Here is a 17,878-nt window from a genome sequence, read left to right as displayed (position 1 = left end):
GTTGAGGCCCATGGAGCCGGTCGAAGAGCCGGCCCTCGAGATCGATCTTCCCGCGACCGCGCTGCTGACGCGTCTCGCACCCCTTCCCCACCCGCGACGCGCGCGGGCACTGGCGCTGCATGCGCGCCGCCTGGCCGGGACCTCCCACCTGCGCGTTCTCCTGGACGAACTGTCGGCGCAGGACCACTACGCCCGGCACACGGCACTGCATCTCGCCATGGCCGCCCGCGACCTCGGCTTCATTGAACAGGTTCTCGCCGGACCCGACATGAGGGTGCGGCGCTCGGCCCTGCGCGCCGTACGTACGCTGCCCGTACCGGATCCGGCGGTGCGGGCCGCGCTCGACGACGCGCCCGCCGACCTGCGGCGCGCGCTGTACCGCACGCTGGCGCACAGCCGCCGCCACGCGTTGGCCGAGGCGCTGTTGCCGGACGTCCGCGCCCGATGGGGCGACCGCGAGGCGGCCGCGCTGCTGCCGGCCTGCGGTTCCGCGGCGGTCAAGCGATGGTTGCCGGAACTGGCCCACGCGTCCTGGACGACGATGGCCAAACGGCATGCGGGCGCGATCATGGCGGTGGCCGAGCAAGAACTGTCCACCGGCGTACACCCGTGGACCTGGTGGCGCCGCCGGGGCAAGGGCGTGGAACTCGCCGCGCTCTCCGAACCGGACCGGATGCTGGCCCTTCTGGAACGGTATGACCTACGTGGGGTTCTCGCGCGGCTTCCGGGTGCGGTCGCCAACGCGCTGTTCAGGGCGGACGCCGTTCGCGCCAGAAGGCTGTTCATCGCCCAAGCCTCCCCCTTCTGGGACGAACCGCCGAAAGCATTGCTCCGCCACCTGAGCTCGGCGTCGGACGCCGAGCTGGTGCGGCTCGCCTCGGTCGATCACCGCGTCGACACGATGCTGCGGTGGTTGCCGCCCGCCCGCCGGCCCACGATCTTCGAGGCCGCCGTGCGGGCGCAGGGCAGAGCCGGCCGCGTGTGGACGATGCGGCTGCTGCGATGGCTGCCACCCGAATCGGCGGCGGCCGAGGCCAGGCGCACACTCGACTGGCACGCCTCGGTGTGGCACTCGACCCGCTCCCGCCTGGACAATCCAGACATCCCGCTTGAGCTCGCCAGCCATCTGCCGTACCAGGAAGCGCTCGGCCCGCTACGCGAGGCGGCCGTCGGAGGGGACCCACGGCGGCGCGGCCTGGCCAGGACGCTGCTGATACGGAGCGCGGCGCGCACGCGGAACCGGGCGTTGCTCCGTGACCTCCTGGCCGAGTTGGTCCTGCGCACCGTGAACGAACGGGACCCGCTCCGCCGGGACCTGCTGACCGCGCTGCTGGAGGTCCCGCCCGCGCTGCTCGACGACTCCTTCGCCGCCACGCTGGGCCGCATCGCCACCGCCGTGGCCGGGGCCCAGGACACCTCCTGTGACACCCGGGAGGCGCTGCGCGGCCTGGCCGGCCGGGTGTTGCGGCACCACGATCCGTCCCTCGCGCCCGCGCTGGTCTCGTGGGGGATGGGCGTGTACGCGTCGCTGGTGGCCCGGTACGGCGCGGCGGGGCTCCCAGCGCCCGTGCCCGACCCCGACGCCCATCGGCGATATCGCGCTTTTCCCGATACACCCACGGCTCCGCAACGGCTGGACCGGGTGCTGCGCCTGGGGCAGGAGCACGATCTGCTCGCGCTGCTGCGGCCGCACCTGCGGGCGGCGCGCGGGCGAGGGGACTTCAGCCTGGCCGTGGCCCTCGCCCGCACGCTCGGCCGACGCGCCTGGGCGCTGGCCGAACTGCAGGACGACCTGCGCGCCGCCATCCGCCAGGCGCCGCAGCCACTCGCCCGCGAGGCCGCCGGCCTCTGGTTGTCCCGCCGCCCCGGCCGCCGCCGAAGGCCCCCGGAGCGAGCGGATGAGCGGATGGAGCGGATTGTCGGGCTCGTTCTGGAGGAGCCGTCCGCCGTCACGCTTCCCGCCGTGTGGCGTGCCGTGGCGCGGGTCCGTACCGATCTCCTCCTTCCACTGCTCGACCACGACCCGTCCTGGGTGCCGCCGGTCGCCGCGGGTGAGGCCCGCCGCTGGACCCCGGACCAGCGTGATCGCGTACGCGCCAAGCTGGCCGCCACCGCCGGCGACGAGAGGTTGCCCGCCTCCGTCCGGGCGACGGCGATCCAAGCCGTCGGAAGGGTCGGCGGCGGGCTCGACCACCTCGCCGCCTGGGCGGACCACGAGAACACGGTGCTGGCCGAGGCCGCCGTCATGGCGATGGCGGGCGCCGACGCGATGCCCCTGCTCCTGCGGCACGCCGGCGGCCCGGCCTCCCGTACCGCGGTATACGCCCTGGCACGCGCCTGCCGGTCCAGCCCACCGTCCCGGCTGGGCCCGTTCCTGGAGCAGGCGCTGACCGCCCCAACAAGCAAGATCACCCTGCGTAAGCTGGCCGCCCGCCGCCTCCACCACGACCGCCCGCCCGGCGCGGTGGAGGTGTTGCTGCGGGCATGGGCGGATCCCGGCCTGCATCGGGACGTACGCGCGACCGTGGCCACGGCGCTGCGCGGCATGCCAGAGGATCCACGCGCCCTGGCCGCTGTGATGGAGACCCCCGGCCGGTATGCCGACGAAGTGCTCCTGCGCACGCTCTTCCAAGCCCATCCCCTGGAGTACGCCCCCGCCGCCCGCCCCGGCTACGCGGACCTCGTACGGCGGCTGCTCATGTCCGCCGACCTGCCCGGGCTGCGTTTCCGCGGGTCGAAGGCGTTCAGGGTGTGGGCGCACTGGTACCGCGGCGACCTTGAGGAGATCCTCGAGGCCGTGGGCGACCCGGAGGCCGACGGGCCGATCATGGAGGTGTTCCTGGCGCTGCTGCGGACAGGGACGATCCGGTCCCGGACGCTCGACGTGCTCGCCCGGCTGGCCGCCGCCGTCCCCGGCGAGGACCTGCGGACGCCGGCGCGAAAGCGCGTAAGGGCCATCACCGAAAGCCTGGCCACGATGCTGGACGAGGAGCGGTCATGGGAGCGGCAGCTCGCCCAGGACACGATGGACCTGCTCGCCACCCGGCCGCTGCTGCTCACCGAGGCGGTACGGCTGGCGATAGCCCTGCTCCCCACATCGGAGGCCGACCTGGGCGATGCCCTGCGTACGCTGGCCGACCTTCTGGGGAATCGCCCGATCCTGGCGTCGCAGACAGCCGAGCGGGTAGCTGACGAGCTGTACGACAGCTACCGGAGTCGTCCGCAGGTGCCGCCCGCCGTCACGCTGCCCGCGATCCGGCGGTTGATGGCCGGCGGAGATCTGGCCGGGAGCCTGTTCGCGATCACGCTCACCCAGCGAGGCGGCGTACACACCGACTGGGCGCCCCCATGGAGGGAGATCATCCGAGACCTGCGTGAATCCCCCCACCTCGAGGTACGCCAGCAAGCCTGGGGCATCACCGTCGACTGAAGATCGGCACCGCCCCTGCGGATGGCCTGATCGTTTCTCATGATGCGCTCGATGCTCAGGCGCAGGGGAGAATGCCTCGCCTGACCTGTTCGGGGTTTATCGGCTCGAAGGTGCCGTCGGTGTAGGGCCCTTGCGTGAGCCACGTCTCGGCACCGATAGGTCCGCCGCTGCGTTCCCGCACCCACATTTGAGCAGAAACCGAACGGCGCTATGAGTGGCTGGCCTGGATGATCTGCAATGTCGGGGAACGCCGCCACGACCTGTGCACCAAACCCAAGCTCATGGGCGGGCCGGCCCAGCTCCACCCGGACTACGACCCGATCTCTCTCTGCCTGGAAACCACCGCCAGCGGACATGGCGAAACACAAGGACGCCGTCTCTGAGGAAACCCGCATGTTGCGTTATGTCGTGGTGCGTCACGATCAGAGGCATGTAGTGGATGGCGTGGCCGTGTTCTGCGGTCCGAAAGGTGTGATGACCGACTCCCCAGATGCCTACAGTCCTGGCGAGGAATCACATGCAGGTGGGCAGGTTGCGGCTCGTGGATGGATCGTCGCTGATGCTAATGGAATCGACCGCAGCCAGCCTCGCCGCCTTCTCCGCGGTGAGTGGTGTCGCGCTGGGTCCCGTTGACCAGAGGCGGGAGCGTTTGTCGAGTGGGTTGGTGGTCGCGACGAGAGTACTCCACGAGCTAGCCTTGTTGAACGTCTGCGCGTGCTGGTCATTGCGTTGAATGTCGTAGACCATCTGGCTGCATGCGGGAGCGTCGAACATGACGTAGTAGTCAGGCCCCGGGGTGTCATTGTTATACGTATATCCAATATGGATATGGACGGTGACTGGGAGGGTGTTCCCGTTTCTGACGGTGATTGTTCCGCCGGATCTGAACGGGTCGACGATGAAGAATTCTTCCGGCTTGACGGTGACGCGCTGTGCGAACGCACGCTGATTCGCCCTACTGGACTCCTTTTTCGCCTGCAGTGCATCCGCTTGCTGCCGTTCACTGACTCGCAAAGCGTTCATGGAAACGATGAACGCGGGCACGGACATGAGACTCCCGGTGATTCCCGCGATGGCAGTCCATAGCTGGACCGAGGTGAGCTTACGGCGGAGACGCCGGCCTTTCCGGCGGCGGGCGGCGAGTCGTCTGGTGGTCCGCGCGGGAAGGCGGGGAGCACGGTTGCGTCCAGGCACGTGTCCAGCGTGATGGAGATGCTCTGGGAGTGGAGGTGGATCGGCGCGTTGCGGTGTTCTGCCCTCTATGCCGTGACGTGGGAGGTGAGGTGCCGGACTGCGAATGCGCTTTGACTTCTGATTGGGGGCACCGGTGAGCTCAGAGTCCCTTGGTCAGGAGCAGTAGTTTCGTGTTCGCCGCTTCGTGAATTTCTGGTGTCAGGGGGTCGTCGGCCAGTTCTTGGAGACGGGAGCGGACCGCGGTAGTATCCGGTACTCCTTCACATGCGCGCCGCTGAACTGTCGGTTCGCAATCGTCAAGGGCTTCGGCTGCGACGGCGTCGGCGTTGTGTGGTGCGCATCCCTGGAGCGCTTCCAGGAATGCCTCTCGGGCCGGTGAATGGACAGTGTCTTCCCATGCGGCCATGAGGTCGGTGGCGGCTTCGGGGATTTTCAAGCGGCCCAGGCCTCGGGCCGGGATTTCGGCGGCGCACCAGTTTCCCGCGGTGGTTGCGCGGCGTAGTGCGGACAGCAACTGCGAGGCGTCGCTTCGGTCTCCGACCTCTGCCAGTACGCGCTCGCCTAGCGCGACCAGGGTGTTGTCGTCGCCGGCGATCCAGATGCGGGCGCGGGGTAACGCGGCGGGGCCGAGGTGGTGCAGCGCCTGTGCGATACCGGGGGTCCACCCAGTCGCGTTGCGTAGCGCGGAGTCTTCGGCGAGGTCGAGGACGGTGCGATCTCCGCGCCTGCCCAATTCCTCCAGTGCCTGCCGCCGCTCAGGGCCGCCGGCGGCGACGAGCCTCATCAAGTCTTCGGTCTCGTAGGTGGTGGATTTCTGGCTGTGGTGCGGCCTTGCCTGGCTGGATTTGCGCTGGTCGACGATTCGGCGGATTCGCGGCTGGGATCGTGCGAACGTCGTCCATGGCTCCGTGTCGCACCAGATCGCTGGGAGTTTCATGGCTCCGCTGGTGCTGATCGCCTCCAGCGCCGTGGCCCAGTGGGGGCCCTCGGTCGCGTACCTGCGCAGGACGGCCACCGCGTCGAGGCGGCCGATCATCGGAAGCAGTGCGAGGACCTGCAGGGCGAGCTCGACTGGTTCGTCGTCCTCGTCGTTGTGGCTGGACAGGTGTTGTTCGATGGGTGCCAGGGGGAGGGCGAGCCGGGTGATGAGGCGGGCGAGGTAGCTGTCGCGTTGTTCTACCTGCCGGTCCCAGCGCGTGTCCGTGACCACGCACTCGTATACCGCGTCGGCGGCTCCGGGCTCGGTGGGCGCGCGGCGGGCTGCGGCGCCGCGACCACGCTGGAGCTGGCCGCGGAACGAGGCGGGGTCGTCATATTCGATCATTGACATGCAGTATCGCCGTGGTGGAGGCGCTGAACGAGTGATTAACGGCCGGGAGGTGGTGTTCGCGGACCTTGATCTACGACGCGACCGCACCTGCTCGGATTCCCTATGATGGCCTGGTATGAGGAGGTATAGGGAAGGGGTGGTGGATGGGTGGGGTGGCGCTGCAGAAGATCGCGGCGGGTGAGGTTGTTCTGCGGAACGAGGCGACGCGGGTTGCCTGGACGGTGCGGGTGCCTGCGTTCGAGTTGGGGGTGCATGCGGTTACGCGGGATTTGTACGCGTCCGTTGTTGGCGGTCCGTCGGGGGAGGAGCCGGTGACCGATGTGTCGTGGCGGGACGCTCTGCGCTTCTGCAACCTGCTCTCGGCTGAGGTGGGGTTTACGCCCTGCTATGTCATCGGTGATGACCTTGACGCCTTTGACGTGGTCCGCGACGAGGCCGCCGATGGGTATCGGCTGCCTAGCGAGGCGGAGTGGGAGTACGGCTGCCGCGCCGGCACCACCGGCGAGCGCTATGGCGACCTCGACGCCATCGCCTGGCATCGGGGCAACTCCGGAGGTACGGCCCGCGAGGTGGCCACCCGGCAGCCGAACGCCTGGGGGCTGCACGACACGATCGGCAACGTGTGGGAATGGTGCTGGGACCTGTTCGACCCGGCGGTCTACGGGCCGTATCGGGTGTTCAGGGGCGGCGGCTGGCAGGACACCCCTCGGGGCTGCCGCGCCTCCGCCCGCCGCAAGTCGCACCCGTCCTTCCGCATCGACGACCTCGGCTTCCGTCTGGCCCGTAGCCCCGAAGCCGCCATCACCGCCTCATGACGCGCCGCAGGCCGCCCCGCCGCCGACTGGGTTCAGGGCTCCGTCCGGCCCGTAGCCCGGAAGGCGAACTGGAAAGCGCCGCGGGCGGCACCGCCCGTCCCGCCGCCGCCCGGGTTTGGGGCTTCCGCTCCGCCCACGCCCCCGAACCGGGTCCTCAGCTGGGGGTGCGCTGGTTGAGGTAGGGGTCGCGGCCTACCTCGGCGAACGACTCCACCACCCCCGGCCCCTCCAGCCGGAAATCGCACCCGTCGGGCGACTCGGGGTTCAATACAGCGTTCCATTGCAGCAGTGCCTTGATGTTCGGCATCGTCTTGAGCGCCGCGGGAATGCCGCGGAACCAGTCGGCCTTGGCCGAGGGCTTGCGGGGGTCCACCTCGGTGCCGTACTCGCCGATGATGATCGGTTTGTCGGCGAACCCGTTGGCCTGGAACCAGTCGTAGGTGGGCTTGAGGGTTTCCTCGAAGCTCTTCCACGCCGCCCCACGGCAGGTCGCGAAGTTGTACGGGTCGTAGCTGATCCAGTCCACGTACTGGTGGCCCGGATACAGGCCCTTCCACTGGTCCTTGTACTCCATGAACCCGGTCACGGCCCACACCCAGATCACGTTGGTGACGCCGAGCTTCTGGAAGCGGTCGTGGATGTGCCGGTAGGCGGCCACGTACTCCTGGGGGGTGCCGCTGGTGGTGCGCCGGTCCATCTCGCCGTCGAAACCGATCATGACGGGCTTGCCGTACTTCTTGATGCGCTGGGCCTGTTTGTCGATGACGGAGGCGTCCATGGTGCCGGAGGCGATGTCGCGCCAGAGCAGGGTGCGCTCGGGGCTGCCCCAGATCTTGGCTTCCCAGCTGAGCAGCAGGATGCGGTCGCGGCCGAGGGCGACCTCGTCCTCGCGCATGAACGTTCCATTGTGGCCGGTGGACATGTCGTGGTAGCTGAAGACGATGTCGAGCTTGCGGCCGAGCTGCGACTCCATGTTGCCGACGGCCTGGCCGACGGGGGTGCGGTTGCCCGGCGGGGCGATGTACATGCCCCAGTACGCGCCGCACGGCGGCACCAGCTTGTCGGTGGCGGCGCAGGTGGAGGCCGGGGAGGCGGGTGCGCTCGTGCTCGGAACGGCGGGGGCCGTGCCGGCCGTGCTCGGGGCGGCGGTGGGTGGTGGGGTGGTGCTGCAGCTCGCGGCGAGCAGTACCAGAAGGCTTGCGGAAGCCGTCCATCCGGCTCTCGCGAGGCCGCGCCGTCCCGCGGAAATAGGCGACAAGACCAGCCGCTCCTACTCATCGTAGTAGTTTATTATTCAAGCAAATTGCAGGACTTCAACCCCGTGATGACGACTATAGGAGCGCGCCGGTCCGGACGTACCTGCAGATTTGCTGTGAATCTACGATGATCAACAGTCAGCGCTCGATCAGCGTGACCTCGAGGGAGTAGAGCGAGGCCCGGTAGACGTGCGAGCCGTGCTCGACGGCGCGGCCCTGGTCGTCGTAGGTGGTGCGGACCATCGTCAGCAACGGCGCGCCCCGCCGCTCGTCGAGGAGCTTGGCCTCGGCCGGGTTGGCCGCCCGTGCTCCTATGCGCTGGTTGGCCACCCGCATGCGTACCCCGGCGCCGCGCAGCAGCTCATACAGCCCTCGGCCCTCCAGATCGGCGGCGGTGAGCCGGGCCAGGCCGATCGGCAGCCAGTTGTGCAGGACGGCCAGCGGCTCGCCGGAGGCGAAGCGCAGGCGTTCCAGGTAGAGGACCTCGGTGCCGGCCTCGACGCCGAGGATGGGCGCGATCTCCTCGGCGACCGGCCGTGGCTCCAGGGCCAGGACCTGCGTGGCGGGCTCCTGCCCGGACCTGCGCAGGTCGTCGTAGAGGCTGGTGAGCTCGACCGAGCGCTTGACCTGGCCGTGCACGACCTGGGTGCCGACGCCGCGCTTACGCACCAGCAGGCCCTTGTCGACCAAATACTGGATCGCCTGCCGGATCGTCGGGCGCGACAGGCCGAGCCGGTCGGCGAGCAGGATCTCGTTGTCCAGCCGCGATCCGGGCGCCAGATCCCCGCGCCGGATGGCCTCGGCGATCTGCTCGGCCACCTGGAAATACAGGGGGACGGGGCTGGACCGGTCCAGATCGATCGCCAAGGGTGCGGGCATGCTGATCAGATTATCCGAGGTCAGAATGTCCTGACAAATAGCCGGGAAGCTCGCTCAGTGTGGTGATCCTGGCGAACCCCTCCGGAGCGGTCTCCACGCCCAGGCGATCCAGCCACAGCGAGCGCATCCCGGCCGCCGCCGGGCCGGTGACGTCGTTGACGAGGTCGTCGCCGACGAGCAGGATCGCGCCGGGCTCCAGCCCCAGGCGCTCCGCGGCGGCCAGGTAGGAGGCGGGGGCCGGCTTGAAGTGCCCGTCGAGCACGTCGCCGCTCAGCACCGGCCCGAGCTCGCCGAGCCCGATCGCGCCCATCTTGGCGATCTGCACGGGACTGCTGCCGTTGGTGAGCACGCCGAGCCGGTAGCCGCCGAGGTGCGCGAGGGCCGCGTGCGCGTCGGGGTAGGCGCTCCAGCCCGCGCGATAGTGCCGGGTGAACGCGGCGAACGCCGCGTCGATATCGTCCGGTACGGCCAGCCGCAGCGCCTGGCAGATCCCGCGGATCCGGCGCCGCCGCTGCTCCAGTAGATCGCATTCCCCGGCGTGCCAGGCCGACAGGTGCACGTCCTCCAGCTCCGCCCACACCCGCGCCGCCCGCTCGGGAAGCGGTAAGCCGGGTGAATGGTCGGCGATCCAGGCGGCGATCCCCGCGTCGGCGGCGGCGCGATGGTCCATCAGGGTGCCGTCGAGGTCGAAAAGGATGCCTTTGATCACCCGCCCATCCTTGCGCAGGCACCAGGACCGGTCTCTACCGGGCTTCTTTGGCAAACCATGAGGAACCGGTGCCACGGGTCAGACCTACGCTGGGATGGATCCGTACTCAGGAGGAACCATGAAATTCATGGACGTCCACCACGGTATGCAGGGCATCACGGCAGATCAGCTGCGCGAGGCCCATGACGCCGACCTGGCCATCCAATCGGAGGAGAGGGTCACCTTCGAGCAGGCCTGGGCCGACCCCGACTCGGGGCTCGTCTACTGCCTGTCGGACGCGCCGGACGCCGCCGCCGTTCAGCGGATCCACCAGCGCGCGGGCCATCCGGCCGACGAGATCCACCCCGTGCCGCTGATGATCTGAGGGGGCGAAGGAACATGATCGAAGTCAAGAACGTCGACAAGCCCGACGAGCGCCGGGACTTCCCGCGCGGCCACCTGGAGGTGTGCAACCTCAGCGGGCTCGTCTTCGGCATCGCGACCATGGAGCCCGGGTGGAGGTGGTCGGAGTCCGTCAAGCCGATCGCCGGCACGGAGCTGTGCGAGGTCCACCACAACGGCTACGTCGTCCAGGGCCGCCTGCGCCTGCGCATGGACGACGGGACCGAGGCCGAGGTGGGGCCCGGCGACGTGTTCGTCTGCCCGCCCGGCCACGACGCCTGGGTGGTCGGCGACGAGCAGTTCATCGTCTACGACTTCGCGGGCGGTGCCGCGGAGTACGCCAAACGCGAAGGGAGCTAGTCCGGCCACGGCTGCGGCGGGGCACGGGCCCCGCCGTACCGGCGTGAAAAGGGCCGCCGAGCCCGCCGTATAGGCGCGTAAAAGACAGGCGGGTGAAGGGGGCTCAGGTTTTGGGAACCCAGCGTTCGCGCAGTTCCGGCGGGGTGGGCGGGTTGCCCGGCAGCGGGCGTGCGGCGGAGGGCAGGCGGATGGCGTCCAGCACGAGGGCGAGGTAGCGGCGGCGCAGCTCGGCGGTGCGGGCCTCGTCGCCCAGCCGGACCGAGGCGAGCTGCTCGAACAGCAGGGCCACGTCGGAGTTGGTCACGTCGGGGCGCAGCGCGCCGGCCTCGCGGGCGCGGTCGGGCACGGCGTGGGACAGTTCGCCCCCGCGCACCGACAGTTCGAACAGCTCGGGGGTGGGCTGGAAGGTGCCGGCCAGCGAGATCGTCAGCGAGTGCGTGTCGGCGTCGACCACCTCCTCCATGAAGCGGGCGAAGGCGTCCCACGGGTCGAGGGCCGGGTCGAGGGCGCGCTCGCCGGCCTCGTTGTAGGCGCGCATGCCGTCGGCGCAGAGTTTCTGCAGCAGCGCGTCCTTGCTGGGGTAGCGCCGATAGAGTGCGCTGATGCCCACGCCGGCGCGCTCGGCCACGGCGGCGATCGGAGCGGACGGGTTCGCGGTGAAGACCTCCTTGGCCGCCTGGAGGATCACCTCGTCGTTGCGCGCGGCCTGCTTCTTGCGGCCGCTCATCGGTGTGCTCGTCATCTCTTCACCATAGCATTGGAACGGAGAATTCCGTTCTATCTTATAGGTCTTAATGTCACGACAAATGGTTGACAGTGGAGCGTGGTGGGACTAAAACCGGGGCAAGCCGTTGGTCTTGGAGGTTGAAGCCATGAAGCGAACCCGGATCGTGGTGGCCGTGCTCGGCGCCCTGGCGCTGGCCGGATGTTCCAGTGGAGGCGGGGCGGAGCAGAGCGCCGCGAGCTCACCGGCGGCCGAGGCCCCGGCGGCCGGCGGCGCCGCGGGCACGTACGCGGTGATCACCCATGCCGCCGCCGGCGACAAGTTCTGGGACGTGGTCAAGAAGGGCGCCGAGGCCGCCGGCAAGCAGTACGGCGCGAGCGTCACCTACCAGGGCGACGGCGACGCGGGCAAGCAGTCCCAGCTCATCGACCAGGCGGTCTCGCAGAAGGTCGACGGCATCGTGGTCTCCATGGCCAACCCGGACGCGCTGAAGGAGTCGATCGGCAAGGCGGTCGCCGCGAAGATCCCCGTGGTGACCATCAACTCCGGCGCCGAATCCTCCAAGGCGTTCGGCGCGCTCACCCACATCGGCCAGTCGGAGGACGTGGCCGGGCGCGGCGCGGGCGAGCAGCTGAAGACGGCCGGGGTCTCCAAGCTGCTGTGCGTGATCCACGAGGCCGGCAACGTCGGGCTGGAGCAGCGGTGCAAGGGCGCCGAGCAGAGCCTCGGCGGCACCGTCGAACGCCTGCAGGTGGACGTCAGCAACCTCGCCGACGTCACCTCCAAGGTGGCGGCCAAGCTGCAGTCCGACACCTCCGTCAACGGCGTGCTCGCGCTCAACCCGGCCGTGGCCGTCGCCGCCCGCGACGCGATCAAGGACGCCGGCTCGCAGGCCAAGCTGGCCACCTTCGACCTGTCGCCCGATGTGATCGCCGCGATCAACGCCGGGGAGGTGCTGTTCGCCGTGGACCAGCAGCAATATCTGCAGGGCTGGCTGCCGATCACCTTCCTCAAGCTCTACAAGGACAACCTCAACACCGTGGGCGGCGGGCTGCCGGTCAACACCGGTCCCGGCTTCGTCACCAAGGACAACGCGGCGCAGGTCGAGAAGCTGGCCGGCGAAGGCACCCGATGACCGCGGTCAAGGCCGACGAGCGGCTGGCCGACGTCGGCCGGCTGCGGCGGACGCTGATCCGCCCCGAGCTCGGCGCGGTCGTCGGCGCGATCATCGTCTTCGCCTTCTTCGCCGCGCAGTCGCCGGTCTTCCGCTCGCCCGCCGGCATCGCCAACTGGCTCGATCCCGCCGCCACGCTCGGCATCATGGCGGTCGCGATCGCGCTGCTGATGATCGGCGGCGAGTTCGACCTGTCGGCGGGTGTGCTGACCGGCACCACCGGGCTCATCCTGGTCACGCTGGCCACCGAGTACGGCGTCAACGTCTGGCTGGCCATGCTCATCAGCCTGGCGGTGGCGCTCGGGATCGGCTCACTCAACGGGATCGTGGTGACCCGCACCAAGCTGCCCAGCTTCATCGTGACGCTCGGCTCCTTCCTCATGCTGCAGGGCATCAACCTCGGCGTCACCAAGCTGATCACCGGCACCGTGCAGGTCAGCGGGCTGCGCACGGCCCCGGGCTTCGAGTCGGCGCGGGTGATCTTCGCGGGCACGATCCAGATCGGGCAGGTGCACTTCCGGGTGGCGATCCTGTGGTGGCTGACGGCGACGGCGCTGGCCACGTGGGTGCTCATGCGTACCCGCGCCGGAAACTGGATCTTCGCGGCGGGCGGCAACGAGCAGGCGGCCCGCGCGGTCGGCGTGCCCGCCGCGCGCACGAAGATCGCGCTGTTCATGACGACGGCGTTCGCGGCGTGGCTGGTCGGCTCGATCATGGCGCTGCGCTACACGTCCGTGCAGGCCAACATCGGCATCGGGCAGGAGTTCATCTACATCATCGCCGCCGTCATCGGCGGCTGCCTGCTCACCGGCGGGTACGGCTCGGCCATCGGAGCCGCGATCGGCGCCGTCATCTTCGGCATGGCCGACAAGGGCATCGTGTTCCTCGGCTGGGACGCCGACTGGTTCAAGTTCTTCCTGGGCGCGATGCTGCTGCTGGCCACCCTCGCCAACCGCCTGGTACGGCGCTACGCGGAAGAGGTGAAGCGGTGATCCTGCAGACCAGGGCGATCGGCAAGGCGTTCGGCTCGGTGCTGGCGCTGCGCGAGGTGTCCATGGGCGTGGCCGCGGGCCAGGTCACGTGTGTGCTGGGAGACAACGGCGCGGGCAAGTCCACGCTCATCAAGATCCTTTCGGGGGTGCACCGGCACGACGCGGGCGAACTGCTGCTGGACGGCGTGCCGGTCAGCTTCGCCAGCCCGCGCGCGGCGCTGGACCACGGCATCGCCACCGTCTACCAGGACCTGGCGATGATCCCGCTCATGTCGGTGTGGCGGAACTTCTTCCTCGGCTCCGAGCCGCGCAAGAGCTTCGGCCGCTTCGACGTGGCCACGGCCAGACGCGTGGCCCGCGAGGAGCTGCACGCGATGGGCATCGACATCCGCGACGTCGACCAGCCGGTCGGCACGCTGTCGGGCGGCGAGCGGCAGTCGGTGGCGATCGCGCGGGCGGTCCACCTGGGCGCCCGCGTGCTCATCCTCGACGAGCCGACCTCGGCGCTGGGCGTCAAGCAGGCCGGCGTGGTGCTGCGCTACATCGCCCGCGCCCGCGACCGGGGGCTGGGCGTGGTGTTCATCACCCACAACCCCCACCACGCCTACCCGGTGGGCGACCGTTTCCTGCTGCTCAACCGCGGCACCAGCCTCGGCGAGTACGCCAAGGCCGACATCACCCGCGAGCGGCTGACCTCGCTCATGGCCGGCGGCGCCGAACTGGAGCAACTGGAGCACGAACTGCGCCGCGAGTGAGCTCAGTCCTCGTGGGGCAGGTCCCGGTCCAGGCGCGAGATGGACAGGTCGGAGCCCCACAGCAGCTCGCGGCGGACGGCGCGTTCCGCGTCGCCGGTGTCGTGGACGGGCCGCGGCGGCTCGGGCGCGCTCTCGGCGTCGGCCACGCGGGTGGCGTCGGCGTGGTCGGCCTGTTCCGGCGCACCGCCCGACCTGGCCGTCTTCTCCATCCGCTCGGCGGCCTCGTTCGCATCGCTCATAAGGGCAACGCTAGGGTGCGGCGGTTCAGCGCCAGGCCAACGGCGTGCCAAGAAGAGCGGGTCAGCGCAGGGCGGGGACGACCTCGCGGCCCAGGCGTTCGACCTGCTCGGCCCGGTCGGCGCCGGCGGGCGAGAGGTTGAACGAGGTGAAACCGGCCCGCTCGAAGCCGCGCAGGGCGTCGATGAGGTACGCCGGTGAGCCGGCCAGCGTGCCCGGTTCGTCGCCGGCCTTCTCCTGGACGCGGATGGCGATGTTGTAGGCGCAGGTGATCTCCTCGGGGGCGCGTCCCGCCTCGTGCGCGGCGGCCAGCAGGCGCGTACGCATCGCGGTGACCTCCTCGGGGCCGGCGAAGCCGTAGGAGGGGATCCATCCGTCGGCCAGGCGGCCGGTGACGGCCAGCGCGCGGGGGCCGAAGGTGCCGAGCCAGATGGGGATGGGCCGGGCCGGCTTGGGTTCGAGGTCGGCGGCCTCGGTGTGGTGGTAGCGGCCCCTGAAGGTGAAGCTCGGTTCGCTCCACAGGCCGCGGATGATTTGGACGGCCTCGGCCAGCCCGTCGACCTTCTCGCGGGGGGCGGGGACCCGCATGCCGTACGCGCGGAACTCCTCGTCGGAGTAGCCGCCGCCGAGGCCGAGGATGAGCCGGCCGCCGGACAGGCGGTCGAAGGTCTCGGCCATCTTGGCGACCATGGCGACGTTGCGGTACGGGACGCCGAGCACCCGGGTGGCGACCTTGATCCGCGTGGTGGCGGCGGCGATCCAGGACAGCATCGTCCAGGTCTCGAAGCTGTCGTGGGTGGTGCAGGGGTGGTCGGAGGAGGAGACGTAGTCGAAGCCGAGCTCCTCGGCGCGACGGGCCTCGGCGACCGGGTCGGCGCCGGGCGCGGCCGAGGTGGGGATGTTCAAGCCGAAGGTTGACATGACAACAACCGTAGGCGGGGAGATGGTGACGTGTCAACTACACTGGTGGCATGACGGACGACGCGCGATGGCTCGACGAGACGGAGGCACGGGCGTGGCTCGGCTACCGGAGGATGTTCCTGCTGCTCAACCGGGAGGTCGCGCGCGACCTGGCGCAGGAGTGCGGGCTGTCGGAGGCCGACTACGACGTGCTGTCCAACCTGTCGGGCGCGCCCGGGGACAGCATCCGGCTGACCAAGCTGGCCGCGCACCTGAAGTGGTCGAAGAGCAGGCTGTCGCACCAGCTGACCCGCATGCAGCAGCGTGGCCTGATCTCAAGGGAGGAGCATCCCTCCGACGCGCGCGGCGCGGTCATCGTGCTGACCGAAGAGGGCCGGCGGACCATCGAGGAGGCCGCCCCCAACCACGTCGCCTCGGTGCGCCGGAACTTCATCGACCTGCTGACCCCGCAACAGCTCGCGGCGTTCGGCGACATCGCCTGGTCGGTGGTCGAGCGGCTGAACGAGGCCGCCGCCCCGCAGAAGACCTCCTGAGCCTCAGCGCTGCCAGACGGTGAGGTCCATGGTGAGGTACTGGGCCGAGTCCTCGACGATGTCGGTCACCTTGACCAGGCCGATCGTGGTCTGGGCGAAGACGCACACCAGGCGGCCCTTGGCCGCTTCCGCGCGGATGGAACTGGTGTAGCGGGTGTTGTCGAGACAGGCCTGGTGGGATCCGGACTGGCCGGGTTCGAGCATCGCCATGCGCTCGGCGCACAGCCCGATGGAGCAGTAGGTGACGTCCTCGTCGTCGCCCTCCTTGGGGTGCTTCGGGTCCTCGGTGAAGTTGACCGAGTAGTTGTAGGTGACGTCGATGCCCTTGTACTCGCCGAGCTGGGTGCCGGGCGGCTTGGATCCGGCCACGGCGTCGCCGGTGGGGGTGGCCGTGGGGAAGGGGCTTTCGTCGGCGGTCGGGGGCGTCGCGGCGGTGGGGGCGCTGGTCTGGGTGACGGTCACGGTCGCGGCCGAGGCGGCGGTGTTGCCCGCGGGGCCGGTGGGCCGCATGACCAGCGCGGTGGCGGTGGCCGCGGCGGCGGCCGACACCGCGACGGCGACGGCGGTGGTGACCAGCAGCGCCTTCAGCCGTACGCGGCGCGGGCCGCGCAGGGGCGGCGGGCTCGGGGGCGCGGCGTAGGCGGGCAGCGCCTGGCCGACGGCGGGCGGCAGCCATCCCGCCTGCGGGCCGGCCGCCGCACCGGCCCCGGCCTGGTTCATCCCGGGGTTCGAGCCGGGGTTGGAGCCGGGGTTCATCCCGGGGTGCGTGGCGGGGGCCACACCGGGGGCCACGCCAGGGTTCGCGCTGGGGTGTGTGGCGGGGTTTCTCGCGTACGCGCGCAGCCGGGCGACCAGGTCGCGCGGGGTGGGCCGCTGAACCGGGTCCTTGGCCATGCAGTGGGCGACCAGCTCGCGCACCTGGGGCGGGCAGCCGTCCAGGTGGGGTTCGTCGTGCACGACCCGGTAGAGCACGGCGGCGTCCGGGCCCTCGCCGTAGGCGGTGCGGCCGGTGGCGGCGAAGAAGACCAGGCCGCCCAGGGCGAAGACGTCGACGGCCGGCGTGCTCGGGTGGCCGAGCGCCTGCTCGGGCGCCATGAAGACCGGTGTGCCGACGCGTACGCCGGTGCCGGTCAGCGGGGTGGCGTCGATGGCCTTGGCGATGCCGAAGTCGATGACGCACGGGCCGTCGGCGGCCAGCAGCACGTTGGACGGCTTGAGGTCGCGGTGGATCACCCCGGCGGCGTGGATGGCCTGCAGCGCCTCGGCCACGCCGCAGGCCAGGGTGAGCGCGGTGGCGGGCGGCAGCGGCCCGTGGGCGGCCACGACCCGGTCCAGGGAGGGCCCCGGCACGTACGCGGTGGCCAGCCAGGGCCGCGGCGCGCCGGTGTCGGCGTCGATGACCGGGGCGGTGTAGAGGCTCTGCACCCGCTGGACCGCGGCCACCTCCTGCTGGAAGCGGCGGCGGAACTCGGCGTTGCCCGCGTACTCGGCGTGCACCACCTTGACGGCCAGCCGCCGTCCGCTCTGGGTGGCGGCGAGGTAGACCTGGCCCATGCCGCCGGAGCCGAGCTGGGCGATCAGGCGGTAGCCGCCGATCTCGGGCGGGTCGCCGGGTTCCAGGGGGGTGAAGGGGGAGACCACGACTGCGGATCTTACTGCCAGCACTGACCCCCGGCCATAGAAATCTACAATGTAAAGGCGTCCGCGCGGTGCTTCCGCGTGCTCTAACGTGACAAAGCACGCAAAACTCAACCAAGGAGCTGCATCGTGGCACGCGACGCCGTCTGGGCGGTCATCACCGGCATGTACGACGCCTACACCCGAGGCGACCGGGACGGCATCGACCGCCGCCTGCACCCGGAGGCCACGATCTTCGACTCCGACCACGCCGGCCTGATCACCACCCGCGAGCAGCTCGACAAGGTCCGCGACGCCCGCCCCGACGAGGGCCGGGTCACGCTCTCCGCCTACGACGAGGTCGTCGACGTGTGGGGCGAGACCGCGCTGGCCCGCTACGTGCTGCGCGTCGCCTTCGAGACCGGCGCGCCGCAGATCGTGCGCACCACCTCGGTGCTGCGCCGCGAGGGCGGTGAATGGCGCATCGTGCACGTGCACGAGAACACGCTCTGACCTGCGGGTATGCTAGGGCTCCAGGGCAGGGTGCACACCGCCGGCCGTACCTGACGTG

18 protein-coding genes are annotated in these 17,878 nt (G+C 70.2%); 9 read left to right on the top strand and 9 right to left on the bottom strand.

Annotated elements, in window-relative coordinates; genetic code table 11:
* Positions 1-10: 10 nt before the first annotated feature.
* Positions 11-3,430, top strand: a complete 3,420-nt coding sequence (locus HNR40_RS35580; RefSeq protein WP_184969296.1) for a hypothetical protein — start codon at positions 11-13, stop codon at positions 3,428-3,430.
* A gap of 513 nt (positions 3,431-3,943) precedes the next feature.
* On the opposite strand, the gene HNR40_RS35575 is transcribed toward HNR40_RS35580, so the two are convergent.
* Together HNR40_RS35575 and HNR40_RS35570 are read right to left on the bottom strand one after the other, a co-directional pair.
* Entirely contained in the window at positions 3,944-4,474 is a 531-nt protein-coding gene (locus HNR40_RS35575) for a hypothetical protein (protein ID WP_184969295.1), read from the bottom strand.
* 289 nt (positions 4,475-4,763) lie between these two features.
* Complete coding sequence (locus HNR40_RS35570) at positions 4,764-5,948, bottom strand: hypothetical protein (protein WP_184969294.1); 1,185 nt, start codon at positions 5,946-5,948, stop codon at positions 4,764-4,766.
* Between the two features lie 149 nt (positions 5,949-6,097).
* Between HNR40_RS35570 and HNR40_RS35565 the strand changes: the two genes are divergently transcribed.
* A complete protein-coding gene (locus tag HNR40_RS35565) occupies positions 6,098-6,769 on the top strand; it encodes a formylglycine-generating enzyme family protein (protein WP_184969293.1) in 672 nt (223 codons plus the stop codon).
* Between the two features lie 154 nt (positions 6,770-6,923).
* Here HNR40_RS35565 and HNR40_RS35560 read toward each other — a convergent pair whose 3' ends face one another.
* The 3 genes from HNR40_RS35560 to HNR40_RS35550 form a co-directional block, all read right to left on the bottom strand.
* Positions 6,924-8,027, bottom strand: coding sequence for a glycoside hydrolase family 26 protein (locus HNR40_RS35560; protein WP_184969291.1), 1,104 nt, complete (start codon positions 8,025-8,027; stop codon positions 6,924-6,926).
* A gap of 136 nt (positions 8,028-8,163) precedes the next feature.
* Entirely contained in the window at positions 8,164-8,904 is a 741-nt protein-coding gene (locus HNR40_RS35555; RefSeq protein WP_184969289.1) for a GntR family transcriptional regulator, read from the bottom strand.
* 10 nt (positions 8,905-8,914) lie between these two features.
* Entirely contained in the window at positions 8,915-9,613 is a 699-nt protein-coding gene (locus tag HNR40_RS35550) for an HAD family hydrolase (RefSeq protein ID WP_184969287.1), read from the bottom strand.
* A 118-nt stretch (positions 9,614-9,731) separates the two neighbouring features.
* Here HNR40_RS35550 and HNR40_RS35545 point away from each other — a divergent pair, with 118 nt between their 5' ends.
* On the top strand, positions 9,732-9,977 hold the full coding sequence (locus HNR40_RS35545) for an SCO4226 family nickel-binding protein (RefSeq protein WP_184969285.1): 246 nt from the start codon (positions 9,732-9,734) through the stop codon (positions 9,975-9,977).
* 14 nt (positions 9,978-9,991) lie between these two features.
* Positions 9,992-10,354 carry a cupin domain-containing protein gene (locus HNR40_RS35540; RefSeq protein WP_184969283.1) on the top strand — a complete coding sequence of 121 codons (363 nt, stop codon included), beginning with the start codon at positions 9,992-9,994 and terminating at the stop codon, positions 10,352-10,354.
* A gap of 103 nt (positions 10,355-10,457) precedes the next feature.
* Here the strand turns inward: HNR40_RS35540 and HNR40_RS35535 are convergent, their stop codons facing one another.
* Positions 10,458-11,096, bottom strand: a complete 639-nt coding sequence (locus HNR40_RS35535) for a TetR/AcrR family transcriptional regulator (RefSeq protein ID WP_246509789.1) — start codon at positions 11,094-11,096, stop codon at positions 10,458-10,460.
* A 130-nt stretch (positions 11,097-11,226) separates the two neighbouring features.
* On the opposite strand from HNR40_RS35535, the gene HNR40_RS35530 reads away from it, so the two are divergent.
* From HNR40_RS35530 to HNR40_RS35520, 3 genes are read left to right on the top strand one after another with little or no spacing between them, the layout of a single operon-like run.
* A complete protein-coding gene (locus HNR40_RS35530) occupies positions 11,227-12,213 on the top strand; it encodes a sugar ABC transporter substrate-binding protein (protein WP_184969281.1) in 987 nt (328 codons plus the stop codon).
* Positions 12,210-13,244, top strand: a complete 1,035-nt coding sequence (locus HNR40_RS35525; protein ID WP_184969279.1) for an ABC transporter permease — start codon at positions 12,210-12,212, stop codon at positions 13,242-13,244. Before HNR40_RS35530 ends, HNR40_RS35525 begins: the two co-directional genes overlap by 4 nt.
* On the top strand, positions 13,241-13,999 hold the full coding sequence (locus tag HNR40_RS35520) for an ATP-binding cassette domain-containing protein (RefSeq protein WP_184969277.1): 759 nt from the start codon (positions 13,241-13,243) through the stop codon (positions 13,997-13,999). Before HNR40_RS35525 ends, HNR40_RS35520 begins: the two co-directional genes overlap by 4 nt.
* Before the next feature lie 2 nt (positions 14,000-14,001).
* On the opposite strand, the gene HNR40_RS35515 is transcribed toward HNR40_RS35520, so the two are convergent.
* Together HNR40_RS35515 and HNR40_RS35510 are read right to left on the bottom strand one after the other, a co-directional pair.
* On the bottom strand, positions 14,002-14,238 hold the full coding sequence (locus HNR40_RS35515; RefSeq protein WP_184969275.1) for a hypothetical protein: 237 nt from the start codon (positions 14,236-14,238) through the stop codon (positions 14,002-14,004).
* A gap of 61 nt (positions 14,239-14,299) precedes the next feature.
* Positions 14,300-15,157 (bottom strand): LLM class flavin-dependent oxidoreductase, encoded by an 858-nt coding sequence (locus HNR40_RS35510; RefSeq protein WP_184969273.1) that lies wholly within the window; start codon positions 15,155-15,157, stop codon positions 14,300-14,302.
* 50 nt (positions 15,158-15,207) lie between these two features.
* On the opposite strand from HNR40_RS35510, the gene HNR40_RS35505 reads away from it, so the two are divergent.
* The gene (locus HNR40_RS35505) at positions 15,208-15,690 is read left to right on the top strand and encodes a MarR family winged helix-turn-helix transcriptional regulator (protein WP_184969271.1); all 483 of its coding nucleotides are present in this window, start codon (positions 15,208-15,210) and stop codon (positions 15,688-15,690) included.
* Between the two features lie 3 nt (positions 15,691-15,693).
* Here HNR40_RS35505 and HNR40_RS35500 read toward each other — a convergent pair whose 3' ends face one another.
* Complete coding sequence (locus HNR40_RS35500; RefSeq protein ID WP_312896637.1) at positions 15,694-17,331, bottom strand: serine/threonine-protein kinase; 1,638 nt, start codon at positions 17,329-17,331, stop codon at positions 15,694-15,696.
* 126 nt (positions 17,332-17,457) lie between these two features.
* Between HNR40_RS35500 and HNR40_RS35495 the strand changes: the two genes are divergently transcribed.
* Entirely contained in the window at positions 17,458-17,820 is a 363-nt protein-coding gene (locus tag HNR40_RS35495; RefSeq protein ID WP_184969269.1) for a nuclear transport factor 2 family protein, read from the top strand.
* Positions 17,821-17,878 lie beyond the last annotated feature (58 nt).

This window comes from Nonomuraea endophytica, assembly GCF_014203235.1.
GTDB classification, from domain to species: Bacteria; Actinomycetota; Actinomycetes; order Streptosporangiales; family Streptosporangiaceae; genus Nonomuraea; species Nonomuraea endophytica.
This window is presented reverse-complemented; position numbering and strand designations above follow the sequence as displayed.